Raw genomic sequence first — 20495 nt, forward strand, 5'->3', positions numbered from 1 at the left:
CCTGCATGTTCGCGCCTTCGGATTCCGCCGTCCGGGTGCAAGCTTTCGACGCATTTTCGCTAAACCGAATTCGAATCCTGGCGGCTCACGGGTGGGGCCGTCGGGATCCGAATGCCATCGCCGGAGGCCGGGTCGGGATCGACCGTTCTATACTTTGGCCGTGTCCAATCCTCCGAGGCTCATCATGCCCCATTCCTCCAGCAATGAACTCGCGGCAGGCGAAGTCATGGACCGCGAGCACCAGGTGCAGACGGGACTGGTCGAAGCCCTCTGCAACGCCGTCGAACGCGGCGAGGATGCGTCAAAGGTCGAGGAGATCCTCGATCGGCTGCTCGCCTACACCTCGGCGCACTTCATGTCGGAGGAGCTGCTCATGCGGCTCGCCAGCTATGACGACTACGAAGACCACGTCGCCGACCACATCCGCGCGATGGATGAGCTCGACGCCATCCTCTCTCATCACCGGGCCGGGCAGCCCGCGCTCATGCTCGAAAAGGCGCGGGCCATCGACGGTTTCCTACGCCAGCATATCGCCACGCGCGATGCCCGTTTCGCCGCGTGGGCGCCGCCGCGCCAACCCTGAGTTCGGCTGCGGCGCGGCAGGCGCGAGTCGTGGAAACCCCCGCGCAGGTCTGCATCGCCCGCCACGGCGAAACCGACTGGAACGCCGCGGGCATCCTGCAGGGCTGGATCGACGTCCCGCTCAACGATGGCGGCCGGCGCAAGGCGCGGGAGATGGCGGCGGCCTTCGCCGACGCCGGGTTCTCGGCGATCTGGTCGAGCCCGTTGAGCCGGGCGCTGGAAACCGCGGAAATCATCGCGCGGGCCCTGCGCCTGCCGCCGCCGCTCTGCCACGTGGGCCTCAAGGAAAGGCATTTCGGCGCGATCCAGGGCATTCCCAAGCTCGAAGTGGGCGAGTCGAACCCGATACTCCTGCAGCAGATACTCAGGCGCAATCCCGCCACCGTCTTCGACGCGGGCGAATCCATGGATGAGTTCGCCGACCGGGTGCTCGGGGCGATACTGGCGATCGGCGCGGTGCACGGCGGCGAGCGCGTGCTGGTGATCATCCACGGCTGGGTGATGGACGTCATCACGCGCCACATCCAGGGCCTGCCGCGAAACGCCATCCTCGGTTCCAAGCGCAAGCACGGCACCAGCCTGTGGCTGGAGGCGACCGCCCAGGAAATCCGCGGTTCAGGCTAGCGCGATCCAGTCGCCGAAGGCCGCGGCCTGGCCGACGGTGCGGCCCGCGTCGATCAAATTCCATACCGTCGCGCCGGCGATGCGAAAACGCCTGCCGCTGGACGCGATGCGCACGCCGGCATAGTCGTCGATGTAGTCCTGGCGGGCGACGCGCGCCAGCAGGCGCTGCCTTTCCTCGCGGGCGAGCGGCTCGGCGGATTGGCGCGAGGGCAGCCGCACCATTTCCTGCCAGGACATCTCGAACAATTCCTGCGCCGCCAGGTTGGCGTAGAAGAACACCGGGTCGGGCGCCGCGTCGTGGGCCAATATGACGAAGGGCGCATGGTAGAGGCGCCTCGCCGTGTCGCCGTCATCCCCGCCGTCGGGCAGCAGCGGTCGTCGCAACAGCCGCAGATGACTCGAAGCGATCAGTTCCGCATGGGCGGCCTGGAAACCGTTGCCTTCGTCGGGTTCGCCGCGGTCGAATTCCATGGCGGCGTCGCTACTTCGAGCCGGTGCCTTCGATCCGCAACTGGCCGGGCTCGAGCGAGAGGAAGCGGGCGGGGCGACCTGCCTTGCGGTCGCCGTCGTCGCTGACGATGACGATGCGCTGCTGCCCGTCGACGATCGCCGGGCAGACTCCTTCGGCATGCTCGAAACCCGGCAGGCCGGGCACGGTGACGCGGCGGGGCCCATCGTCCGGCCGCCCGCTCCAGAACCACAGGCGGAACTGCGTCTGCTCCTTGGCGATCGGGCCGCTGATCACCAGATAGCCGGCGAGGGCCGGGACGTAGGCCATGCCGCGAATGCCGTGGCCGCCGAGGTCGAGCGTGTCCAGGCGCGGCGAAATCCGTGGCGCCGCGCCGGCCTCGAAGATTTCCCGCGGATTCTCGATGGCCGCGACGAGCGCGCGGCGAGCACGCAGCGGACTGCGAAAGCCAACCAGCAGGCGCTGGCCGTCCGGCGCCATCTCCAGTCCTTCGATGTTGAGACCGCCCTCCGCCTTGACGTCGGCGATTTCCGCGGCGGCGGCCAGCACCGGGTGTGCCGCGGTCAGCGCGGCCTTCAGCCCCTTCACCACCAAGGGTGCCACGGCGCGGTCGCCCTCGATGCGAAAGCGAATCAGCTTCTCGCGCGACTTCTTCTCCTCGCCGTCGGCGTTGCGGGAATGCGAGGTGATGGTGTAAACGAAGCCGGCCGAATCGGCGGTGATGCCTTCCAGATCGTCCAGCTTGGACAATGCGGCATGGGCATTCGGCCCTGGCAAGAGCAGCGGGGTGGCGGCCGAAGCGCCGCCCGCACGGAGGGTGAGCAAAGTGAAGGGGTGCGCCTTCTCGTCCTCGGCGACGAGGAAGCGGCCGTCCGGCAATTGCTGGATGGCGGAAGGCTCGAAAACGCCGGTCAGTGCGCTGAACATGAAGAGAGGGCCCAAGTTCATGGGCGGCGCTGCGCCTTCACCGGAAACCGATGCAAGCCGCCCGGGCTACGCCTTCTTCACGAATTCGGATTTCAGCCCCATCGCGCCGATGCCGTCGATCTTGCAGTCGATGTCGTGATCGCCGTCGACCAGGCGGATGTTCTTCACTTTCGTCCCGACCTTGACCACCGACGACGAGCCCTTGACCTTCAGATCCTTGATCACCGTCACGCTGTCGCCGTCCCGCAGCTCGTTGCCGTTGGCGTCGCGCACGACGCGCCGGTCAATGCCGCTCTCCGGCGCCTCCTTCGACCACTCGTGCGCGCATTCCGGACAGACGAACATGGTGACGTCTTCGTAGGTGAAGCCGGAGCCGCACTGCGGGCATTTCGGCATCTCGCTCATCGGGGGAATCAGCAATTCGCGGTCACCGGCTCGGCTTGCGGCCGGGCGTCGCCGGCGGGATATAGCCCGAGATGCGGCAAAGGGTGGCTTCGAACGGCTTCCCGTCGTTGAATCGCGTCACGCGGCAGCGCGAAATCTCGCCGCGGTCCGACAGGTCCGAGAGGGAGACGAGCACCTTGGGCAGGGGAATGCCGGTGGCGGCGGCGATCTCCGAGTCCAGGAGCTGGCCATGCTTCTTGAGGTACGTGAGGATTGGCGTGTTGTCCATTGGAGTTATCGGCCTTGAGTGAGCGGAAAGGGTTGCGCAGGGATGCGTGGAGCGGAAAACGAAAAGGCCCCGCAAGGCGTGAAACCTGCAGGGCTGTGCTGTTCTTGGCTCCCCCGTCTGGGTTCGAAGCAGGGATCTTCCAATCGACGGAAGAATCCAACTTCCCCGCATCGGTTGCGAAGCAGGGGGCATTGTACGCGATTTCCGGGGTTCACGCCCCCGGATATCGTCCGGCCGGCCCGAAACCGGGCACGGCCTCAGTCCAGGGCTTGCAGGAAACGCTCGCGGGCAGCCGCCAGCGCGGGCCGCCGGTCCTCGGGCAGCCGGCTCTGGCACTCCGCGTAGAACGTTTCGAAGGCCTCGAGGACCTTCGGCCGCGACAAGGCATCGCCTTCCGGCTTCTCGCGAGCGCCCTCGACCGCTCCGAGCGGCTTGAGCACGGCGTACTTCGGGATGAGGCGCTGCCCCCCTTTGCCCGTGGCGAACAAGGGGCCGGTCTTCACATATTCGTCGCCCTCGTACTCGAAACGGGCGCCGGTCGGCAACTGGTGGATCTTCATGGGGCGTCGTCGGACGGTATCGTGCCGATCCGAACCGTCGGCTTCCGTCCTCAGTGGATCGTCTGCGCCTCGAACTCCACATCCATGCCGACGATGGTATCGAGCACGGTGCCCACCATATCGACATCGGTATCGGACCACTCGGCCTCCGGGGCGGCCGATTTCGTCGTCAACGGCGCGATGTCAAAATCGACGAATGCATCGCCGATCTTCAGCACTTCCATTCCCGACGGGTGCTCCACCAGTTCCCAGTCGTCGGGCACTTCCAGTTCGGCGCGAATCACTACGGTCAGGGTCTTCATGGGGGAACTCCTTGGGCTAAGACGCCACTTTAACAGGGCAATCCGACTCGCTGACGGAAAGCAGGCCGCGGGATGGGCTAATCCGCCTCGAAGCGGAATTGCTCACCGAGGTGGCCGCCGATGAAGATGGTGTCTCCCGGCCGCAGCGGGACTTCGCTGATCGAAGTGCGCAACTGGGCATTGAGGAAGGTGCCGTTCGTCGATTGCATGTCGCGCAGGGTGACTTTGCCTTCGACCATGCCGATCCAGGCATGCTGGCCCGAGACGCAGCTATCCGTCAGCACGATGTCGCAGGACGAACTGCGCCCGAGGGTGATGCCGGCCGCGGCGATCGGGAAGCTCTGCCCCTTCTGCTTGCCGGTCAGGCCCACCAGATGCACGCCCCTCAGCGTCATCGTCGGCACGTCTTCGCTCTTTCGCGGTGCTGCCGGCGTCGTGGCCTGACCCGGACGCATGTAGACCATCGTCGCATCACTGTCGAAGGGTTGCGGTTCCGCAGCCGGCTTCGGCGTGGCCGGGGCATCGATGATCGTGATCGACGCGGGATGGGCTTGCTCCTGGTCGGGCTGCTCACCGCCGCGCGAACGCATCCGGAACATGACAGCGGCGATCACGACGACGGCGACCAGGGCGAGCGAGACGTAGATGAGCATGGTTTGGCGATCCAGGGGCCGGGGAGCCCCGATTTATACCGGCAGCCGCTCGTTTTGCAAACCGAGGCGGGCGAGGAAGGCGCCTTCTTTGCCCGGCGGCAGGGGAACGCGTACACGGTGGCCGCTGCCCGGCGCCGCATCGGTCGGCGTCGCCGTCCCGTCGGCGCCGACTTTTTCCATGCGCTCGACCTGGACGACCAAATTGCCGTCGGGGTGGATCAGCTCGATCGCGTCGCCGACGCCGAAGCGGTTCTTGACCTCGATCTCCGCCCAACCCGAGCCGACATACTGGCTGAGATCGCCCACGTACTGACTATGGCCCATCTGCGACAGGCCGCTCAGGTAGTTCTGATGGTCGCCGTCGGGATGGCGTTCGTAGAAGCCGGCGGTGTAACCGCGATTGGCCAGATCGGCGAGGCCGGCGACCAGCCCGGCATCGAAGGCGCGGCCGGCGACGGCATCGTCGATCGCCTGACGATAGGCCTGGCAGGTGCGCGCCACGTAATAGGCCGACTTGGTGCGGCCCTCGATCTTCAGCGAGTCGACGCCTATCCCGACCAGCCGCCCGACATATTCGATGGCGCGCAGATCCTTCGAGTTGAGGATGTAGGTGCCGTGCTCGTCCTCCTCGATCGGCATCAGCTGGCCGGGCCGCGTCTCCTCCTCGATCAGCCAGACGTCGCCGGCCGCATTCGCCGCAGCGGGCTTGACGTCGTAGCTCCAGCGGCAGGAATTGGTGCAGCTGCCCTGGTTCGGGTCGCGGTGGTTGAAGTAGCCCGAGAGCAGGCAGCGGCCGGAATAGGCGACGCAGAGCGCGCCATGGACGAAGACCTCGAGTTCGGTGTCCGGGCATTCCTGGCGGATCTCGGCGATTTCGTCCAGGGACAGCTCGCGCGACAGGATGACCCGCGTCACGCCGATGGAACGCCAGAAGCGCACCGCGGCGTGGTTCACCGTGTTGGCCTGCACCGAGAGATGGATCGGCATCTCCGGCCAGGTCTCGCGGATCATCAGCATCAGGCCCGGATCGGCCATGATCAGCGCATCGGGTTTGAGCGCGACCACCGGCGCCATGTCCGCGAGGTAGGTCTTGAGCTTGGCGTTGTGCGGGAAGATGTTGCTGACGACGTAGAACCTGCCGCCGCGGCCATGCACCGTCGCTATGCCTTCGGCGAGCTTCTCGATGCGGCCGAATTCGTTGTTGCGCACGCGCAGGCTGTAGCGCGGCTGGCCGGCATAGACGGCCGTGGCGCCGTAGTCGAGCGCGGTCGCGGCCATGCGCAGGCTGCCGGCGGGGGCAAGGAGTTCGGGAAGTCTCATGTTTCGAATGGCGCGGGCCCATGCGGGCCCGCGCGGTTTCGCCTCGTGGCGTCGGTCGCCATTATCGCGCCGGTTGCGGCGCGGAGGCGTCCCTGGGTTCGGTTCGCGGCGCCGCGTCTGACCTGGGGCGTGATTCGTCACGCTGTTCGGGTGCCGGTCGCTTCTCCTCAGGCGCCTTCTTGCGTTCCGCTCGTGGCTTGTCGGTCGTCTCGGCCGGGCGGAGGCGGTCTCCGCCGTCCTTGGGTGCGGCCTTGGGTTCCGCGCGTGGTGTCGCGTCGGATTTGGCGCGCGCTTCGTCGCGACGCTCGGGCGCCGGACGCACATCGGCAGGCGGACTCTGGCGTTCCACGCGCTGCCTGTCGCCCGCGTCGGCCGGCCGGCGGTCGTCGCGGTCGGGTTTGGGAACGACGACGGGTGCTGGTCCCTGGCTTCGATCGGGCATCGGCCGGGCGGGCGGCGCCGCCACCGGCGCAGGGGCGGGCTGGGCCTGGCGTAGCGGCGGCGGCGATGGCGGTGCGGACGGCGGCCGCCTGTCGGGCTCCCATGCGCCGCCGTGTTGCCGCCAGTAATTTCCATCGCGCTCCCAGCGATGAGGCACCCAGTAATATCCGGGCCGCGGCGCTTCCCACCGGCCCGGCACCCACACGTAGCGGACGTTCGACCAGTTCCAGAAACCGTCGATCCAGACGTAGCCAGCGTAGGGCGGATATCCCGGATACTCGTAGGGAAGCGGCGGCGGTGCGACGATCACCGTCTGTTCATGGCGGTAATGGGGATCGTGCACGGGTTGAATGGTGCAGGCCCCCATCAATACCGAGGTCGTCGCCAGCGTTGTCAGCAGTAGTGCGTGTCTCATGTCACTCCCCTTGCCAAGTCGTCCGAAGCGGATCGCTTGTGTTCAAGAGAGCTAACGCCGTTGCGCGTGGATCGACATACGGTCTGCGGCAGCTATTACACAATCTTACAAAGGCGTGGCCGGAGCCGATGCCCCGCCCTGCCTAGCGTTTCGCCGGGGCCCTGCGCCAGCGGCCCTCCACCTTGAAGTGGCGATCGGGCTTGGCCTTGGGCATCAGAAGGTTCTTGCCCGGGGCCTTTTTCGAAGTCTTGTGCATCCGGACGGCCTCGCCGAGTTGCGACTGGGTCAGCACGATGGCGGGAAATTCCTCCGTCGGGCTGTAGGCGGCGAGTTCAGACTTGAGCGCGACGAGGAGTTCTTCCGTGCCGGCCTTCTTGTGCTGCTTCGCCATGATCGCATGGGCGGCGGCAGTCAGCGTGAAGCCGCCTTCCGCCGCGCTGATCAAGCCGACAGAGGATAGCCGCGCAATCGCGTCGCCCAGTTTGTCGACGAAAGGAATGGCCTCCTGGATCAGATCGGCGGCGGCCACGATCTCGACCAGTTCCGCAGGTCGTCGCTTCGACGAGAGCGTCGTGGCCATCAGGATGACTACATCGATATCGTGGACCGGGCGCATCGCGTGACCTTTTGAATGATTGTTCGAGTGCAACGATTGTAATGCCCGCTTATCATCGCAGCCCATGCCAAATCCGGTAACACCGCCCCGCTTGATCCTTGCCCCGATGGAGGGCCTGGCCGATGACATCCTGCGCGACGTATTGACCGGGGCAGGGGGCTACGACTGGTGCGTCACCGAGTTCGTCCGCGTCAGCGCCACCGTGTTGCCGCACTCCGCCTTCACGCGCATCAGTCCGGAACTCAATCGCGATTCGCGCACTCGCGCCGGCACCCCCGTGCGCGTGCAGCTGCTGGGGGGCGATCCTGCACTCCTCGCCGACAACGCCGCCCAGGTAGCGCAATTGCGTCCTGCCGGCATCGATCTCAACTTCGGCTGTCCGACGCCGCTGATCAACCGCAACCGGGGCGGCGCCGCGCTGCTGGACGACCCCGAGCTGTTGCACCGCATCGCCCTGGCCGTGCGCCAGGCCGTTCCGGCATATATCCCGGTGACCGCCAAGATGCGCCTGGGCATCCACGACGCCGGCCTGGCGATCGAGTGCGCCCAAGCCCTCGAGGCCGGCGGTGCCGAGGAGCTCGTGGTGCATGGCCGCACCAGGGAAGACGGCTATCGTCCGCCGGCGCGCTGGGACTGGATCGGCCGCGTCAGGGAGTCCGTGCGCGTGCCGGTGATCGCCAACGGCGAGGTGTGGAGCGTCGCCGACTACCACGCGATGCGCGCGGAGACCGGCTGCACCGACGTCATGCTCGGCCGCGGCGCGGTGGCCGACCCGCTCCTGGCCGGGCGCATTCGTTCAGGCGCGGGGGAGGGCGCCGACGACTGGCCGCAGATCGCCGGAATGATCCTCGACTTCTGGAGCCAAGTGCAGCGCAAGGTGCTGCCGCGCCAGGCTCCGGGCCGCCTCAAGCAGTGGCTGGGACTGATGCGCCGCATCCATCCCGAAGCCGAAAGGCTCTTCGTCGAGGTCAGGGAGTCGCGTCATGCCGATGAGGTCACGCCGGTGCTGATGCGGCGTCTTGCGGCGGCGGGCGGATGCGCCTGAGGGCGTATCCGCAGAATCCCGCCGATCGCCAGTCCGACTATTCCGGCAATCCGTTCAGCAGGAACATCGCTTTCAACACATCGCTGGGTTTGCCGATCGGCTCGAGCCAGGTCTTCAGGATTGGCGAAATATCGCCGCTGCGATAGAGGCGCGCCAGCGTACGGTCGACTGCGAGCCGAAAATCCGCATCACGGCGCATCGTCAATCCATAGGGCTCATAGGAAAACTGCATTTCGGAAATATCGAAGCCCTGTCCCTGCCCGCGCACCATCGCAGTCGTGATCAGCACCGTGCGATCGGCCGCATAGCCCGTTGCAGTCTTGTCGGCCAGAGCCTTCATGGCGGCATCATGATCGGCAACCTTGATAACGGTCATATCGAGTTTGCCCGCCCCAATCTGTTCCGCAAGAGTCTTTTCCGTCGTCGTTCCCGCGACCACGGCCACACGCTGCCCCTTCATTTCAGCCTCTGACCTGGGCGCCTCCCCCTGCCGGAACAGCAAGCTGGCGCCATCGACGTAGGTCATCAGGCTGAAGTCGAAATCGGCGCGGCGTGAGAGCGTCTGCGTCGTGTTGCCGCATTCCAGGTCGATCTCGCCATTTTTCAAGGCATCGAAGCGGCTTTTCGCCGTCACCGGCACCCAGCGCACGTTCAGCTTCGCCAGTTTCAGTTGCTTCGCCACATCGTCGGCAACGATCCGGCATAGATCGACGCTGTATCCGCGGGGTTGCTTGTCGTCGCCGACAAAGGAAAACGGGATCGAATTCTCGCGATAGCCGAGCTTGATGATGCCGCTGCTCTTGATCTTGGCCAGGGTCGTCTCTGCCATTGCGGGCAAGGTCATCGACATGCTCGCCACGAAGGCAGCACCGATCAATATGGATTTCTTTATGTGCATTTGATTTTCTCGCTGTTGTTGTTTGTATTGAAGAAGAAGGCCAGGCTTGGGCATGTCCGGCGGCCAGTGTATCCGGATATCGATTATCCAAGCCGGCGCCAGACCAGGCAGCGGTTGTTGGAAGGCATCGCGACATCCTCGGCCAGGGCCATGCCGGCGCGGCGGGCGAACGCGTCGAGGTCGTCGAAGTCGCGGATGCCCTGGTGCGGGGCGCCGGCCTTCAGCGACGCATCGAAGCGCGCATTGCTCTCGCTGGTGAACTTGCCGCCGTAGTTGAAGGGGCCGTAGGCGACGAAGAGCGCCTGCTCGACCAGCACCCCCGGCAGCGCGGCGAACATCGCCTCCACGGCGGACCAGGGCATGATGTGCAGGGTATTGGCCGTGAACACGGCATCGAAGCGCCGCGCCGGCCAGGGGCCGGTCACGTCCAGTTCGACGGGGGCGGGGGTATTCGGCAGGCCGGCCTCGGCCAGCCAGGCCCGTATGCCCGGCAGGTTTTCCGCCCGATCCGAGGTCTGCCAGCTCAGGTGGGGCAGAGCCGGGGCGAAATGCACCGCGTGCTGCCCCGTGCCGCTGCCGATCTCCAGCAACGACGTCCGCTCGGCCAGACGCTCGCGCAGCACCGCGAGTATCGGTTCGCGGTTCTTGTCGCAGGAAGGGGCGTAGGGCTTGTCCGGCATGCAGCGATTATGCCGCGACTATTCCAGCGGCAGCTCGCCCTGCGTCGATTCCGCAACCGCCGGTATCGCTTCGGGCTTCTGCAAGCCGCTGACGCGCACGCCCAGCAATCGCAGCTTCTTGTCCAGCGGCACCCGCCGCAGGCATTCGCCGGCCGCGCGGCGTATCGCCGTCGCGTCGCCGGTCGCGGCCGGCAGGGTCACATCGCGCGTCACCGTCTGGAAGTCGTCGTAGCGCAGCTTGATGCCGATCGTGCGCCCGACGACCCCCTTGCGGGCCAGGTCCCCGGCCACGCGCTGGCACAGGGCGGTGAAGATTTCGCCCAGCTGGTTCCGGTCCTTGCGCGGGTGGAGGTCGGTTTCGAAGGTGGTCTCGCGGCTGATCGACTTCGGCTCCGAGCGCGTCACCACCGGCCGGTCGTCGATGCCGTGCGCCGCCTCGTGCAACCAGGCGCCGTAGCTGCGGCCGAACTGCAGCTGCAGGAATTCCGGGTCCGCGGCGGCCAGTTCCGCGATGGTCGTGATGCCGAGGCCGGCCAGCTTCTCGCTCGCCTTCGGGCCGATGCCGTTGATCTTGCGCACCGGCAGCGGCCAGATGCGGGCGGGGATGTCGCCCATCCCCAGGAGGGTGATGCCGTCGGGCTTCTGCAGGTCGGAGCAGATCTTCGACAGCAGCTTGTTGGGGGTGATGCCGATCGAGCACGAGAGCCCCGTCGCGTCCTTCACCGCCTGCTTGATGCGGCGCGCCAGTTCCAGGGTTTCCCCGGGCACCTCGGTGAGGTCGATGTAGATCTCGTCGATGCCGCGATCCTCGATCTGCGGCGCGATGGCCGCGACGGCCGCCTTGAACAGGCGCGAATAGTGGCGGTAGGCATCGAAGTCGACCGGCAGCAGGATGGCGTCGGGGGCGAGGCGGGCCGCTGCCATCGTGCCCATGCCGGAATGCACGCCGAGCGCCCGCGCCTCGTAGGTCGCCGTGGTCAGCACGCCGCGCCCGACGTAATCGCGCAGCCGGGCGAAGCGGCGCGAGCCGTCGGGCAGTATCTCCGCCTGCTGCGCCCGGCGCCCGCCGATGGCAACCGGCTGGCCGCGCAGTTCGGGGTATTTCAGCAGCTCGACGGAAGCGTAGAACGCATCCATGTCGAGGTGGGCGATGCGGCGTTCCGGCATCATTCCGTTACGGCCGACGCAAGGGCGCGAGGATGTCCTTGAGCCCGTTGTGATCGATCTCCTGCATCAGCGCCAGCAGCCGGCCGATCTCGCCCTTGGGGAAGCCCGCCCGTGCGAACCAGTTGAGGTAATGCCCCGGCAGGTCGGCGATGAGCCTGCCCTTGTACTTGCCGAAGGGCATTTCGCGGGTGACGAGCAGTTCGAGGTCCTCGGGATTCATGGAAGCCAGATTGTTACCGGGTGTAAGACTTAAGCCAACCCTAAGAATTCGTCGGTAGCATCCATCCTGACGTTGTGATGGACGTCACCTCCCGGCCCCTCCTGGTTACCTCCCCCGGACCTCGAGGGGCCACCCTTTTTCAGTGCCGGCGTTTGAACAGATGGGCGATGGCCACCAGCACGCCGCCCGCGACGCCGCCGAGCAGCGTGCCCAGCGCGAGTTCGATGACGCCCGCGAAGGCCCCGCCGGCATGCGCGATGGCCTCGATGCCCGGCACATGGTGCCCGAGGATGCCGCCGCCGACGGCGAGCATGGCGACGGTTCCCAGATACGCCAGCCCCGTCAGCACGGCCGGCATCATGGACACGATGCCGACGCCGGCCTTCTGCAAGCTCCCGTTCCCCGTCGCGACGCCGCGCTTCACGAACGCCAGCCCGACGTCGTCCATCTTCACGATGACGGCGACCACCCCATAGACGCCGACCGTCATCAGGAAGCCGGCCAGCACCAGTGCCAGGGCCTTCTGCGCCAGCGGCGCCGCGGCCATGGTGGAGAGCGAAATCACCACGATCTCGGCCGAGAGCACGAAGTCCGTCTTCGCCGCGTTGGATACCCGGGCCTTTTCGGCCTCGGCCGGCGACAGATTCGTCTCGTCGGCGGATTCATGCACCCCGCCCCAGAACTTCTCGATGATGCCTTCCACGCCCTCGAAGCAGAGGAAGGCGCCGCCGAGCGCGAGCAGCGGCGGAATGCTCCACGGCGCCCACACCGACAAGGCCAGCGCGAGGGGAATCAGGATCGCCTTGTTGAGCAGCGAGAGCAGGGTGATCTTCGCCACCACGGGCAGCTCGCGCTCCGGGCTGAGGCCGTGCGCGTACTGGGGCATCGCGGCGGTGTCGTCGATCACCACCCCGGCCGACTTCGCCGTGGCCACCTTGGCCGAAGTCCCGACGTCGTCGAGCGAGGTGGCGACCATGCGCTTGGCCGCCAGCGCGGCATCGTCGAGGGAAGAGCCGACGATCTTCAGGATCGCGGCGACGTCATAGGCCATGTTTCGCGGGTTCCGGATTCAGGTGCGCGGCACGAAATTCAAGGGCGCATTTTCGCAAGCCGTTTCGCAGAGTCGGCGCGGCTCATGCACCGCAAGCCCTCGGCTACTTGATGTTGTCTGCGGAGTGCAGCACGACCTGGTCGCCGACGAAGCGCACCGTCACGTTGCTCTTGTCGTCGCCCCAGCGGCACGCCTTGAAGCCGGCGAAATCGCTGCAGCTCGCCGGATTGCCCAGGATCGCGGTGACCTCCGTATAGGCCATGCCCGCCTTGATCTTCGCGTAGTTCTCGGCGGTGACCTTGCTGCAGGCCGCGACGAGCAGGGCGAGCGCCAGTGGTGCCAAAAGAGGAAGAGGGGATTTCACGTGGGTACTCCGCTCGATGAGTGATAGGAGAGGTCGGCAAGCCGAGTGCGTGCTTTCTTCGGCGGGTCGGCAGATTCTAAACGCTCATCCACCGATCGGCGCTGGCGCGCCTCTACACGCCTGCACGCCGCCCTATTTGCAGGGATAAGAAGCTTCCAACAACGGCACCAGCCACTCGACGACGGGTTTGTTCGCGACTTCAGGATGATCGGCCAGATTTTCCGATCATGCTCGTCACCCCCCCCGAATGTGCAGCGGTCGATGATAAGGGCTTACCATGCGGTCAGCTCTTGTTTGAAGATGAAGGATACGGACCATGGCCCCGGCGGATCGTGAGCAGCTGCTCGGCCTGCTCGCCATGCTTGGCCGGGGCCCTGTCGCGGTGATTACCGGGGCGGGGCTGAGCACGGGGAGCGGCATCCCCGCCTACCGTGACCGGCATGGCCAATGGCAGCACGCTCAACCGATCCAGCACCAGGATTTCCTCAAGTCGGCGGCGACGCGCCGGCGCTATTGGGCGCGCAGCTTCGTCGGCTGGGCAACCATGGCGGGCGCCCAACCCAACCCTGGACACCGGGCGCTCGCCGGCCTCGAATCCCGGGGAGTCGTGTCAACCGTCATCACCCAGAACGTCGACGGCCTTCACCATGCGGCCGGCAGCCGGTCGGTGATCGAACTGCATGGCGGCATTCGCAACGTGCGCTGCCTGTCCTGCGAGGCACGCTTTCCGCGCAGCCAGGTGCAGGAATGGCTCACCCGGGCCAATCCCGACTTCGATCACGACCAGGCGCGAACCGCACGCATGGCGCCGGATGGCGATGCACACCTCGTCGATACCGTCTATGCCGCCTTCGAGGTACCGGACTGTCCAGCGTGTGGCGGGACGATAAAACCCGACGTCGTCTTCTTCGGCGACAACGTACCGCGCGAGCGGGTGGCCGTTGCCCAGCACGCGATGGAGTCCGCGAATTCCTTGCTGGTCGTCGGTTCGTCGCTGATGGTGTATTCCGCTTATCGATTCGTGGAACAGGCGCATCGGCTCGGCAAGCCGGTCATCGCCATCAACCGCGGTGTCACGCGGGCCGATCCCCTGCTGGCGCTGAAGATAGAGGAAGATTGCGCAACGGTGCTGGCCGAATTGGCAGCGGACAAGATGATCCGGTACCGTTAGAGTCCGGCATCCTGAAACAGCCTATCCTGTCTGCCATGACTCCTGTCCTGTTCGATTTTTCCGACCCGGGTTCGGCGGCATTGTGGAGCCCGATCAACGATGGCGTGATGGGCGGGGTCTCCCAAAGCCGGCTGCGCCACGACACGGCCGGGCACGCGGTCTTCGCCGGCCACGTCTCGTTCGAGAACAACGGGGGGTTCGCTTCGGTGCGCTGCCGGCCCGGTGATCTCGGCAGGAAGGACGTCGTTGCCTATCTTCTGCAAGTACTAGGCGACGGCAAGCGTTACAAGCTGAACCTGCGCACCGACGACGGCTTCGACGGCGTCAATTACCAGGCCGGCTTCCATCCTCCCGCCGGCAGCTGGGCCAGCTGCCGTATCGCCAGCGCCGACTTTTTGCCGACCTGGCGCGGCAAGCCCGTTGCCGATGCTCCGCCTCTCGACACCGCACGCGTGAGACAGATCGGCCTCATGATCGCCGATCGGCAGGAAGGGCCATTCCGTCTGGCCGTCAGGTCGATTGCCGTAGAAGTCGCCTGATCGTGCTCTGGCTTCTCGGGCTCGTCGCCGCCATCGGACTGTTGGCCGGCTTGCGCTGGACGATCCATCGCAGCCTGGCTCCGCAACGGGTGATCGAGGTCCGGACGCCGGTCGATGTCGGCTTGCGACATCAGGACGTCACGATCCCCACGGAAAACGGCAAGTCCCTGTTCGGCTGGTTCATCCCCGCGAACCCGCAAGGCCGGGAGGGCAGGGAAGGGCGGTGGCCGGCGGTCGTCCTGATCCACGGCTGGGGCGGCAACGCCGAAACCCTGTTGCCCTTGGCGGCTCCGCTGCATGAAGCGGGGTTCGCCCTGCTGTTCATCGATGCGCGGTGCCATGGCCGCAGCGATGAGGACAGCTTCGCCTCGATGCCGCGCTTCGCCGAGGATCTTGGCCACGCCATCGACTGGCTGAAGCGACGGGACGACGTCGACCCGCTAGCCATCGCCGCCATCGGTCACTCCGTCGGCGCGGGCGCCGTCTTGCTGAGCGCCGCGAGGCGAAACGACCTGGCCGCCGTCGTGAGCATCGCCGCTTTCACCCATCCGGTCGCGATGATGCGGCGCTGGTTCGCCGCCAAGGGAATTCCCTACCGGCCCATCGGCTGGCTGATGCTGCGCTACGTCGAATGGGTGATCGGCCACCGCTTCGACGACATCGCGCCGGTGAACACCATCCGGCAGGTTGCTTGCCCGACATTGCTGATCCATGGCGCCGAGGACACGACCGTGCCGGTCAGCGAGGCCCATGCCATTCACGCCGGCCGCGCGGGCGACCATGTCCGGCTGAAGGTCGTTGCCGGCAGCCACGACGACTACGCCGATCTCGACCGGGAGTTGCCGGTGCTGGTGGGTTTCGTGGCCGCGATGGTCGAGAAGCGATAGCATATCGACGTCCCTGGCCACATTCCGCGTCCCATCATGTTTGCAATCGTCATCGCCCTCATCCTCCTGGCAATCGCCGTCGGCGCCATCTACCTGATCCTCAAGAACATGGGCGAGGAGGGCATCGAAATTGCCGCTCCCGGCAGCTGCAAGAGCGGGCGATGCGGCGTGCGTTGTGCTCCTGTGGCCGACGAAGCCGACGAGATCAGACGAAAGGACGTCGCCTAGACAAAGGCGCACGGATTGATGGCTTAGGGCGCATCGAGATTGCATCTGGTCGCATCCGCCTGACGTATCGGCCAGGGCGCCGTGTTGCACCAAATCTCAATCCGCGTAGTTGTATTCGGAACTCTTGACGATGCCTGCATCCAGAACCACCTTGCAGGCGAATCGCCCGTAGGTCTTGGTCTCTGGCAGGTAAGTGATACCGGAATCTCTGCTGGGCGCTTTGAGGCCATGTTCGTCGGCAAGGCTTTTCAGTTGCGCCAGGTTCATTCCCGGCTGAATCTGTGCGCACACTTGCGTCATCCGCTTCTCGCCAGTCGATAGGGCGTAATAGAAATAGCCGATTCCGAAGAGGACGGGAACGCCGAATACGAATAGCAGGCCCTTGAGGATGGGGTTCATCATTGCACCTCGATGCCGTGGCTGGCGAGCCAGGACTTGTCGAGTTCCCATTGGATGAGCTTGATGCCCGGCTGCGCCGCGGCGATGGCGGCGACTTCGGACTGGACGAGGCCGAGTTCCGTTTCGGCGGCGATGAAGGCGGGGTCGTTGGGGTTCTTCACGTTGATTTCGGGGTGGATGACGCCGATGAAGCGGAATGCGGGAACCTGGACGTTGCGCGGCGTGGTGAGCACAGCGGTGTCGCCATTGACGCGCACGGCGCGGAAGCGATAGGGGTAGTTGTTGAGCCGGTCGCTGGCCTTGGCCTGGATCGCGGCATTGATCTCGCGGGCGCGCGGGTCGGGACGGTTCAGGATCCAGTCCGCCGCCAGCGACAGGATCACGACGAGCACGATCCATTGCCAGTAGGCCAGCTTGGGTAGTTTGGGCATGGGCATGGGCATGGGCAATCCTTCTACGCCTTCTTCAAGCCGGGAAATGAAAAGGGACCAGGCCTTGGACCTGATCCCTTGCTGTGTCTGGCTCCCTGACCTGGGTTCGAACCAGGGACCTACGGATTGACGGTAGAACTCACCCGAGCACACTTGGCCTGATGTTGGAAGAATTTTAAGGCATTTTCCCGGGCAGGGGTGTCGGTGAAGCCTCGTCGCTTACTTGATCCAGATGGAAGTGGCGTATTTTTTCGTATGGGGCCGCTTCCAGCGAGGCAAATTCGGATGGTCCGATAGGCGCTGGGCTATAAACTTACGTTCGCCCATATCAGGTGGACCCGCCTGATCCGATCCAAGGAGTCCCCAATTGCCCAACATCGCATCCGTTCTCAAAGAAGAGATTGCCCGGGTTGCCCGGAAGGAAGTTCGCGCTGAAACCGAAAAGCTCAAGAAGGCGTCTGCGCAGTACCGTTCCGATATCGCCGCACTGAAGCGACGTATTGCAGCCCTGGAGTTGCAAGTCGGTCGTATCGGGAAGGCCAAGGCATCAACACCGAAGCCGCTCGAGCAGGCGACCTCTCTACGTTTCTCGGCCAAAGGATTCAGTACTCAACGCCAGCGCCTCGGCCTATCGGCGGCCGATATGGGCACCTTGCTGGGTGTGTCGGCCCAGACTGTCTATAACTGGGAATCTGAAAAGTCCCGTCCTCGTCAGCGACAGATGGCGGCAATTGCGTCGGTCAGGGAGATGGGAAAGAGGGATGCCGCGGCTAGGCTGGCTGCGTTCGCAAAGTAGTTCGAGGTCATCGAGCACATCGGCGGTTATGATAATCGCCGGGACGCCTGCGTCGTCAGGACGGTCACCGGCCGGCCTGGAGGATGACAAAGAGGATGTTGACCAAGAGGGCGAGCTGCTTGTGCAGATCGACCCGTCGGTGGTCGGCTGCTAAGTGTTCGCCAATTCGTCCAGAACGAGCTTGCCGTCCCTGATCCGGATCCGTGGGCCGGGTTTGTGTGTCATGCGCACTACGCTGTCCTTGTTTTCCAGGCGATAAGTCACGTCAAAGCCGAGGTGCCTGGTCGAGACATCGTATGCCACCTTGCAGCGTCGTTCATTTGCAGTTTGCACGTCTTGGTCTTGCATCGATTTCTGGATAGTGTTGCCGGCATATCCGCCAGCAGCAGCTCCCGCAATCGTCGCCAGTTGATTGCCTTTTCCGTTTCCGATCGTGCTTCCCAACAATCCGCCGGCAACGACGCCGACGGCTGTTCCGGCAATCCGGTATTTGTCGGCTACGGGCGCACGCTTGTGGACCGTTACGTCCTTGCATTCCTCCCGCGGTGTTCTGACAGTCTCGTTGACCTCTTGAACCGAGATCACCTCCGCGAACTTCGGAGACTGGAGGGTCTGAAATCCGGTCACACCGACGGCTGTTACCGCAGTAACGGCCAACCCGCCGAGTACCATGCCCTTGAGTATCGACTTGTCCATGATTCGCTCCTCTGATATTTGCGTGCCGGCCACCTGATCTAGAGGCCGCTCGGAAGCGCATCATTGCGGACATGGGCGATTGTTTCCAGTGTCGTCAACCGACGACACATGAGCGCCCGTTGGCAAAGTTGGCCTCGGTTACAACCCGTTACACACGCCCGGTCAGCGGCAGAGATGCCCTCGGCGTTATTGGATCAGGCGCATGTGCGCCATATCCGAATAGAGGAAACCGAAAATGTCCAAGCTGCTCTCCGTACTGATCGCCGGCCTGTTCGCCGCTTCTGCTTTCGCTGCGGATGCTCCCAAGGCGACTACTACCGAAACCAAACCTGCCGCGACCGCCGCTGCACCCGCCAAGCCCGAAGCCAAAGCCGATGTGAAAGCAACGGCAAAGACCGAAGCCAAGGCCGAAGCCAAGGCCGGTACCGAATCGAAGCCCGAAGCCAAGCCGGCCAAGAAGTCGCATAAGAGCAAAAAGTCCAGCAAGGCGAAGACCGCGGCTCCGGCCACCGCTACCCCGGCCGCTCCTGCCGCAGCGACCAAGTAATAGAAGCAAGTTGTCTCGATGGGCTCGTGGAGGCGAATGCCTCTGCGGGCCTTTTTCTTTACGCGGCGCCCGCTGGCGTCCAGGGCAATACCCGAAGCCTTGTAACTTCTGATCGAATCTCACCTCGCCGGCGGCGGCGGTGGCTGTCCCGGTGGCGGCGGCGGGTAGGCCGCGGGCTGATCGGCTTGTCCCTGGCCGGCTTGCGGCGGCTGGACCATGGCTCCATACACCGGAACTTTGTGTCCCGTGGCGTACATGCACTGGATGTATGCGGAGTCGAAGCTCCGCTGGGTTTCGTAGGCCGAGTACTGGCCGGAACCTGACCCGGCCATGCTGCCCACGACCAGTCCGGTGCCTGCGCCCACCCCCGCCGCATTGTGCCCACCGATGGCCGCGCCGGCCGCGGCGCCGATGACCGTGCCGACCACCGCACTCTTTGCGGCCGCGTCGTTCGCCGCGCGATTCGCATCGGTGCCGCCGATCTGCTCGGAGGCGTAGCGCCGGCAGTTCATGTCGTCGGCGCGAAACTGCTCGAAGCTCTTGCCCGTCCCCGGCAGGGCCATCACGCTGGGACCCGTCGGGATGCTCATGCAGCCGGCGACCGCCAGCAAGGCAGCCGCGGCAGCGAAGGTGGATTTCATTTCAGCGTCTCCTCCCGACTATCACTGTTGTTCCGGCGGCGTTGGCAGGATTTTTCGCCATCCGGTCGGGCATTCCTTGACGTAGGGGTAGTACGCCTGCTTCGGCGGGCAGTAGTACCAGTAGTTGATCGGCGGTGGCACGGTCCCGGTCGCCGGCGGCTGCGTCTGCTGCTCGATGTACACGGGCGGCGCGGCGCGCTCGACGACGACCGGCGGATAGTTGTACGGGTAGGCGCCGTAGCCGTAATAGTAGGGCGGGTAGCGGTAGGGCCACCACGGGCCGGCGTAGGGTCCGACATACGGCCCGATGACGATCCCGACGTGGGGATGATAATGACCGTGATCCGCCCAGACGGTCGGCACGGCGGCCAGCCCCAGGAGGACCGCCGCAAGCAGGCGAGACGAGGCTTTCATGAATGCAACCCCTATTTGATTTACCGTATTTCGATCCTAGTTCACAAGGCCTCGCAAATCGAACGGTCATTTGTAAGTTCGTGTTGCCGGGTGAGGCCCTCCGGCCCAGAGGTATCAGGCTGGGGTGCCACTCGAATCCTGCCGGGACACTGAAGCGCCAGCGGTTGCGGACGACGGTGGCGGGTATCAGCAGAACGCCAGCGCAAGCATCGCCGGGTCGTCGATCAGGCTCGACATCAGGAGTGGCGCCAGTCGGTAGTACCAAGGCGCGATGGTGTCGAACAGTTTGATGTCCTTAATGCCGCCCAGAAACGCCATGCGGGAACGATTCGTCGGCATCAGACCATCAAGCCGTTGCCAATGGGGTGCCACGGTGTGCTGCCGCTTGCCAAGAACACGTCGAACAAGAAGCTCAGTACGGCAATGAATATGCTGGCGAAGAAGGCGGTCCAAAACCCTGAAACCCTGAAGCCGGGCACTGCCCAAGAAACCAGCATCATCATCAAGGCGTTGATGACCAGGAGGAAGAGTCCCAGCGTCACCAGCGTCAGTGGCAGCGTGAGGATGATCAGCAATGGTCTGACGATCGCGTTGGCAAAGCCGAGCAGCAGTGCCGAAACGATCAGCGAGGCGGTGTTCGCAAACCGGATGCCTCCGAACACATGGCTTGCCACCCAAAGTGACAGGGACGTGATGCCCCAGTGAAGCAAGAATGGCGGTAGGGATTCGAGCATGACGG

The 20495-nt window shown here is 65.0% G+C and carries 32 protein-coding genes; 9 read left to right on the plus strand and 23 right to left on the minus strand.

Annotation, left to right across the window (positions count from 1 at the left end; genetic code table 11):
- The first annotated feature begins 184 nt into the window (after nucleotides 1-184).
- The gene (locus EJE94_RS10420; RefSeq protein WP_121241213.1) at nucleotides 185-583 is read left to right on the plus strand and encodes a bacteriohemerythrin; all 399 of its coding nucleotides are present in this window, start codon (nucleotides 185-187) and stop codon (nucleotides 581-583) included.
- A 29-nt stretch (nucleotides 584-612) separates the two neighbouring features.
- Entirely contained in the window at nucleotides 613-1206 is a 594-nt protein-coding gene (locus EJE94_RS10425; protein WP_121242221.1) for a histidine phosphatase family protein, read from the plus strand.
- Here EJE94_RS10425 and EJE94_RS10430 read toward each other — a convergent pair.
- The 10 genes from EJE94_RS10430 to EJE94_RS10475 form a co-directional block, all read right to left on the minus strand.
- Nucleotides 1198-1677, minus strand: coding sequence for an MEKHLA domain-containing protein (locus tag EJE94_RS10430; RefSeq protein ID WP_121241215.1), 480 nt, complete (start codon nucleotides 1675-1677; stop codon nucleotides 1198-1200). The genes EJE94_RS10425 and EJE94_RS10430 overlap by 9 nt on opposite strands.
- A gap of 10 nt (nucleotides 1678-1687) precedes the next feature.
- Nucleotides 1688-2623: a DUF3616 domain-containing protein gene (locus EJE94_RS10435; protein ID WP_121241217.1), complete on the minus strand. Its 936-nt coding sequence runs from the start codon at nucleotides 2621-2623 to the stop codon at nucleotides 1688-1690.
- Between the two features lie 45 nt (nucleotides 2624-2668).
- On the minus strand, nucleotides 2669-3007 hold the full coding sequence (locus tag EJE94_RS10440; protein WP_121241219.1) for a zinc ribbon domain-containing protein YjdM: 339 nt from the start codon (nucleotides 3005-3007) through the stop codon (nucleotides 2669-2671).
- Nucleotides 3008-3029: 22 nt separating this feature from the next.
- Nucleotides 3030-3275 carry a helix-turn-helix transcriptional regulator gene (locus tag EJE94_RS10445; protein ID WP_121241221.1) on the minus strand — a complete coding sequence of 82 codons (246 nt, stop codon included), beginning with the start codon at nucleotides 3273-3275 and terminating at the stop codon, nucleotides 3030-3032.
- Between the two features lie 257 nt (nucleotides 3276-3532).
- A complete protein-coding gene (locus EJE94_RS10450; protein ID WP_121241223.1) occupies nucleotides 3533-3835 on the minus strand; it encodes a hypothetical protein in 303 nt (100 codons plus the stop codon).
- Between the two features lie 50 nt (nucleotides 3836-3885).
- Nucleotides 3886-4137, minus strand: a complete 252-nt coding sequence (locus tag EJE94_RS10455; RefSeq protein WP_121241225.1) for a hypothetical protein — start codon at nucleotides 4135-4137, stop codon at nucleotides 3886-3888.
- A gap of 77 nt (nucleotides 4138-4214) precedes the next feature.
- On the minus strand, nucleotides 4215-4790 hold the full coding sequence (locus EJE94_RS10460; RefSeq protein ID WP_121241227.1) for an FHA domain-containing protein: 576 nt from the start codon (nucleotides 4788-4790) through the stop codon (nucleotides 4215-4217).
- A gap of 33 nt (nucleotides 4791-4823) precedes the next feature.
- Complete coding sequence (locus tag EJE94_RS10465) at nucleotides 4824-6110, minus strand: peptidase U32 family protein (RefSeq protein WP_121241229.1); 1287 nt, start codon at nucleotides 6108-6110, stop codon at nucleotides 4824-4826.
- Nucleotides 6111-6171: 61 nt separating this feature from the next.
- The gene (locus tag EJE94_RS14760) at nucleotides 6172-6966 is read right to left on the minus strand and encodes a YXWGXW repeat-containing protein (RefSeq protein ID WP_207855903.1); all 795 of its coding nucleotides are present in this window, start codon (nucleotides 6964-6966) and stop codon (nucleotides 6172-6174) included.
- Nucleotides 6967-7108: 142 nt separating this feature from the next.
- Nucleotides 7109-7582 (minus strand): hypothetical protein, encoded by a 474-nt coding sequence (locus EJE94_RS10475; RefSeq protein ID WP_121241231.1) that lies wholly within the window; start codon nucleotides 7580-7582, stop codon nucleotides 7109-7111.
- Nucleotides 7583-7673: 91 nt separating this feature from the next.
- Here EJE94_RS10475 and EJE94_RS10480 point away from each other — a divergent pair, with 91 nt between their 5' ends.
- Nucleotides 7674-8627 carry a tRNA dihydrouridine synthase gene (locus tag EJE94_RS10480; protein WP_243642589.1) on the plus strand — a complete coding sequence of 318 codons (954 nt, stop codon included), beginning with the start codon at nucleotides 7674-7676 and terminating at the stop codon, nucleotides 8625-8627.
- A gap of 37 nt (nucleotides 8628-8664) precedes the next feature.
- On the opposite strand, the gene EJE94_RS10485 is transcribed toward EJE94_RS10480, so the two are convergent.
- From EJE94_RS10485 to EJE94_RS10510, 6 genes are all read right to left on the minus strand, one after another.
- Entirely contained in the window at nucleotides 8665-9579 is a 915-nt protein-coding gene (locus EJE94_RS10485) for an amino acid ABC transporter substrate-binding protein (protein WP_121241235.1), read from the minus strand.
- A 29-nt stretch (nucleotides 9580-9608) separates the two neighbouring features.
- Entirely contained in the window at nucleotides 9609-10205 is a 597-nt protein-coding gene (locus tag EJE94_RS10490) for a DUF938 domain-containing protein (protein ID WP_121241237.1), read from the minus strand.
- Between the two features lie 18 nt (nucleotides 10206-10223).
- Nucleotides 10224-11372, minus strand: a complete 1149-nt coding sequence (gene dinB, locus EJE94_RS10495) for a DNA polymerase IV (RefSeq protein ID WP_121242222.1) — start codon at nucleotides 11370-11372, stop codon at nucleotides 10224-10226.
- Between the two features lie 7 nt (nucleotides 11373-11379).
- A complete protein-coding gene (locus EJE94_RS10500) occupies nucleotides 11380-11592 on the minus strand; it encodes a DUF3820 family protein (protein WP_121241239.1) in 213 nt (70 codons plus the stop codon).
- Between the two features lie 139 nt (nucleotides 11593-11731).
- The gene (locus EJE94_RS10505) at nucleotides 11732-12643 is read right to left on the minus strand and encodes a DUF808 domain-containing protein (RefSeq protein ID WP_121241241.1); all 912 of its coding nucleotides are present in this window, start codon (nucleotides 12641-12643) and stop codon (nucleotides 11732-11734) included.
- 103 nt (nucleotides 12644-12746) lie between these two features.
- The gene (locus EJE94_RS10510; protein ID WP_121241243.1) at nucleotides 12747-13007 is read right to left on the minus strand and encodes a DUF3862 domain-containing protein; all 261 of its coding nucleotides are present in this window, start codon (nucleotides 13005-13007) and stop codon (nucleotides 12747-12749) included.
- A gap of 316 nt (nucleotides 13008-13323) precedes the next feature.
- Between EJE94_RS10510 and EJE94_RS10515 the strand changes: the two genes are divergently transcribed.
- From EJE94_RS10515 to EJE94_RS10530, 4 genes are read left to right on the plus strand one after another with little or no spacing between them, the layout of a single operon-like run.
- A complete protein-coding gene (locus EJE94_RS10515) occupies nucleotides 13324-14178 on the plus strand; it encodes an NAD-dependent protein deacetylase (RefSeq protein WP_207855905.1) in 855 nt (284 codons plus the stop codon).
- A gap of 35 nt (nucleotides 14179-14213) precedes the next feature.
- Nucleotides 14214-14717, plus strand: coding sequence for a CIA30 family protein (locus EJE94_RS10520; protein ID WP_121241245.1), 504 nt, complete (start codon nucleotides 14214-14216; stop codon nucleotides 14715-14717).
- A 2-nt stretch (nucleotides 14718-14719) separates the two neighbouring features.
- On the plus strand, nucleotides 14720-15604 hold the full coding sequence (locus tag EJE94_RS10525; protein WP_243642590.1) for an alpha/beta hydrolase: 885 nt from the start codon (nucleotides 14720-14722) through the stop codon (nucleotides 15602-15604).
- A gap of 36 nt (nucleotides 15605-15640) precedes the next feature.
- Entirely contained in the window at nucleotides 15641-15832 is a 192-nt protein-coding gene (locus EJE94_RS10530) for a hypothetical protein (RefSeq protein ID WP_121241249.1), read from the plus strand.
- A 96-nt stretch (nucleotides 15833-15928) separates the two neighbouring features.
- Here EJE94_RS10530 and EJE94_RS10535 read toward each other — a convergent pair whose 3' ends face one another.
- Nucleotides 15929-16234 (minus strand): hypothetical protein, encoded by a 306-nt coding sequence (locus tag EJE94_RS10535; RefSeq protein WP_165904808.1) that lies wholly within the window; start codon nucleotides 16232-16234, stop codon nucleotides 15929-15931.
- The gene (locus EJE94_RS10540; protein ID WP_121241253.1) at nucleotides 16231-16674 is read right to left on the minus strand and encodes a hypothetical protein; all 444 of its coding nucleotides are present in this window, start codon (nucleotides 16672-16674) and stop codon (nucleotides 16231-16233) included. The genes EJE94_RS10535 and EJE94_RS10540 overlap by 4 nt, the downstream gene beginning before the upstream one ends.
- Before the next feature lie 355 nt (nucleotides 16675-17029).
- On the opposite strand from EJE94_RS10540, the gene EJE94_RS10545 reads away from it, so the two are divergent.
- Nucleotides 17030-17458 carry a helix-turn-helix domain-containing protein gene (locus tag EJE94_RS10545; RefSeq protein ID WP_121241255.1) on the plus strand — a complete coding sequence of 143 codons (429 nt, stop codon included), beginning with the start codon at nucleotides 17030-17032 and terminating at the stop codon, nucleotides 17456-17458.
- Between the two features lie 150 nt (nucleotides 17459-17608).
- Here EJE94_RS10545 and EJE94_RS10550 read toward each other — a convergent pair whose 3' ends face one another.
- The gene (locus EJE94_RS10550; RefSeq protein WP_121241256.1) at nucleotides 17609-18154 is read right to left on the minus strand and encodes a glycine zipper 2TM domain-containing protein; all 546 of its coding nucleotides are present in this window, start codon (nucleotides 18152-18154) and stop codon (nucleotides 17609-17611) included.
- Nucleotides 18155-18389: 235 nt separating this feature from the next.
- On the opposite strand from EJE94_RS10550, the gene EJE94_RS14630 reads away from it, so the two are divergent.
- A complete protein-coding gene (locus tag EJE94_RS14630; protein ID WP_165904809.1) occupies nucleotides 18390-18701 on the plus strand; it encodes a hypothetical protein in 312 nt (103 codons plus the stop codon).
- A gap of 119 nt (nucleotides 18702-18820) precedes the next feature.
- On the opposite strand, the gene EJE94_RS10560 is transcribed toward EJE94_RS14630, so the two are convergent.
- From EJE94_RS10560 to EJE94_RS10570, 4 genes are all read right to left on the minus strand, one after another.
- Nucleotides 18821-19342, minus strand: coding sequence for a hypothetical protein (locus EJE94_RS10560; protein WP_121241259.1), 522 nt, complete (start codon nucleotides 19340-19342; stop codon nucleotides 18821-18823).
- 21 nt (nucleotides 19343-19363) lie between these two features.
- Nucleotides 19364-19756, minus strand: a complete 393-nt coding sequence (locus tag EJE94_RS10565; RefSeq protein ID WP_121241261.1) for a hypothetical protein — start codon at nucleotides 19754-19756, stop codon at nucleotides 19364-19366.
- Between the two features lie 186 nt (nucleotides 19757-19942).
- Nucleotides 19943-20095: a hypothetical protein gene (locus EJE94_RS14635; protein WP_165904810.1), complete on the minus strand. Its 153-nt coding sequence runs from the start codon at nucleotides 20093-20095 to the stop codon at nucleotides 19943-19945.
- A complete protein-coding gene (locus tag EJE94_RS10570) occupies nucleotides 20095-20490 on the minus strand; it encodes a phage holin family protein (RefSeq protein ID WP_121241263.1) in 396 nt (131 codons plus the stop codon). Before EJE94_RS10570 ends, EJE94_RS14635 begins: the two co-directional genes overlap by 1 nt.
- Between the last annotated feature and the right edge of the window lie 5 nt (nucleotides 20491-20495).

This window comes from Sulfurisoma sediminicola, assembly GCF_003865015.1.
GTDB lineage: Bacteria > Pseudomonadota > Gammaproteobacteria > Burkholderiales > Rhodocyclaceae > Sulfurisoma > Sulfurisoma sediminicola.

Excerpts from the sequence above, each read along its gene's own strand:
- EJE94_RS10420 (WP_121241213.1), top strand. The coding sequence starts at position 185 with ATGCCCCATTCCTCCAGCAATGAACTCGCGGCAGGCGAAGTCATGGAC.
- EJE94_RS10430 (WP_121241215.1), bottom strand. The coding sequence starts at position 1,677 with ATGGAATTCGACCGCGGCGAACCCGACGAAGGCAACGGTTTCCAGGCC.
- EJE94_RS10435 (WP_121241217.1), bottom strand. The coding sequence starts at position 2,623 with ATGAACTTGGGCCCTCTCTTCATGTTCAGCGCACTGACCGGCGTTTTC.
- EJE94_RS10440 (WP_121241219.1), bottom strand. The coding sequence starts at position 3,007 with ATGAGCGAGATGCCGAAATGCCCGCAGTGCGGCTCCGGCTTCACCTAC.
- EJE94_RS10445 (WP_121241221.1), bottom strand. The coding sequence starts at position 3,275 with ATGGACAACACGCCAATCCTCACGTACCTCAAGAAGCATGGCCAGCTC.
- EJE94_RS10450 (WP_121241223.1), bottom strand. The coding sequence starts at position 3,835 with ATGAAGATCCACCAGTTGCCGACCGGCGCCCGTTTCGAGTACGAGGGC.
- EJE94_RS10455 (WP_121241225.1), bottom strand. The coding sequence starts at position 4,137 with ATGAAGACCCTGACCGTAGTGATTCGCGCCGAACTGGAAGTGCCCGAC.
- EJE94_RS10460 (WP_121241227.1), bottom strand. The coding sequence starts at position 4,790 with ATGCTCATCTACGTCTCGCTCGCCCTGGTCGCCGTCGTCGTGATCGCC.
- EJE94_RS10465 (WP_121241229.1), bottom strand. The coding sequence starts at position 6,110 with ATGAGACTTCCCGAACTCCTTGCCCCCGCCGGCAGCCTGCGCATGGCC.
- EJE94_RS14760 (WP_207855903.1), bottom strand. The coding sequence starts at position 6,966 with ATGAGACACGCACTACTGCTGACAACGCTGGCGACGACCTCGGTATTG.
- EJE94_RS10475 (WP_121241231.1), bottom strand. The coding sequence starts at position 7,582 with ATGCGCCCGGTCCACGATATCGATGTAGTCATCCTGATGGCCACGACG.
- EJE94_RS10485 (WP_121241235.1), bottom strand. The coding sequence starts at position 9,579 with ATGCCCAAGCCTGGCCTTCTTCTTCAATACAAACAACAACAGCGAGAA.
- EJE94_RS10490 (WP_121241237.1), bottom strand. The coding sequence starts at position 10,205 with ATGCCGGACAAGCCCTACGCCCCTTCCTGCGACAAGAACCGCGAACCG.
- dinB (WP_121242222.1), bottom strand. The coding sequence starts at position 11,372 with ATGCCGGAACGCCGCATCGCCCACCTCGACATGGATGCGTTCTACGCT.
- EJE94_RS10500 (WP_121241239.1), bottom strand. The coding sequence starts at position 11,592 with ATGAATCCCGAGGACCTCGAACTGCTCGTCACCCGCGAAATGCCCTTC.
- EJE94_RS10505 (WP_121241241.1), bottom strand. The coding sequence starts at position 12,643 with ATGGCCTATGACGTCGCCGCGATCCTGAAGATCGTCGGCTCTTCCCTC.
- EJE94_RS10515 (WP_207855905.1), top strand. The coding sequence starts at position 13,324 with ATGGCCCCGGCGGATCGTGAGCAGCTGCTCGGCCTGCTCGCCATGCTT.
- EJE94_RS10520 (WP_121241245.1), top strand. The coding sequence starts at position 14,214 with ATGACTCCTGTCCTGTTCGATTTTTCCGACCCGGGTTCGGCGGCATTG.
- EJE94_RS10530 (WP_121241249.1), top strand. The coding sequence starts at position 15,641 with ATGTTTGCAATCGTCATCGCCCTCATCCTCCTGGCAATCGCCGTCGGC.
- EJE94_RS10535 (WP_165904808.1), bottom strand. The coding sequence starts at position 16,234 with ATGATGAACCCCATCCTCAAGGGCCTGCTATTCGTATTCGGCGTTCCC.
- EJE94_RS10540 (WP_121241253.1), bottom strand. The coding sequence starts at position 16,674 with ATGCCCATGCCCATGCCCAAACTACCCAAGCTGGCCTACTGGCAATGG.
- EJE94_RS10550 (WP_121241256.1), bottom strand. The coding sequence starts at position 18,154 with ATGGACAAGTCGATACTCAAGGGCATGGTACTCGGCGGGTTGGCCGTT.
- EJE94_RS14630 (WP_165904809.1), top strand. The coding sequence starts at position 18,390 with ATGTCCAAGCTGCTCTCCGTACTGATCGCCGGCCTGTTCGCCGCTTCT.
- EJE94_RS10560 (WP_121241259.1), bottom strand. The coding sequence starts at position 19,342 with ATGAAATCCACCTTCGCTGCCGCGGCTGCCTTGCTGGCGGTCGCCGGC.
- EJE94_RS10565 (WP_121241261.1), bottom strand. The coding sequence starts at position 19,756 with ATGAAAGCCTCGTCTCGCCTGCTTGCGGCGGTCCTCCTGGGGCTGGCC.
- EJE94_RS14635 (WP_165904810.1), bottom strand. The coding sequence starts at position 20,095 with ATGCCGACGAATCGTTCCCGCATGGCGTTTCTGGGCGGCATTAAGGAC.
- EJE94_RS10570 (WP_121241263.1), bottom strand. The coding sequence starts at position 20,490 with ATGCTCGAATCCCTACCGCCATTCTTGCTTCACTGGGGCATCACGTCC.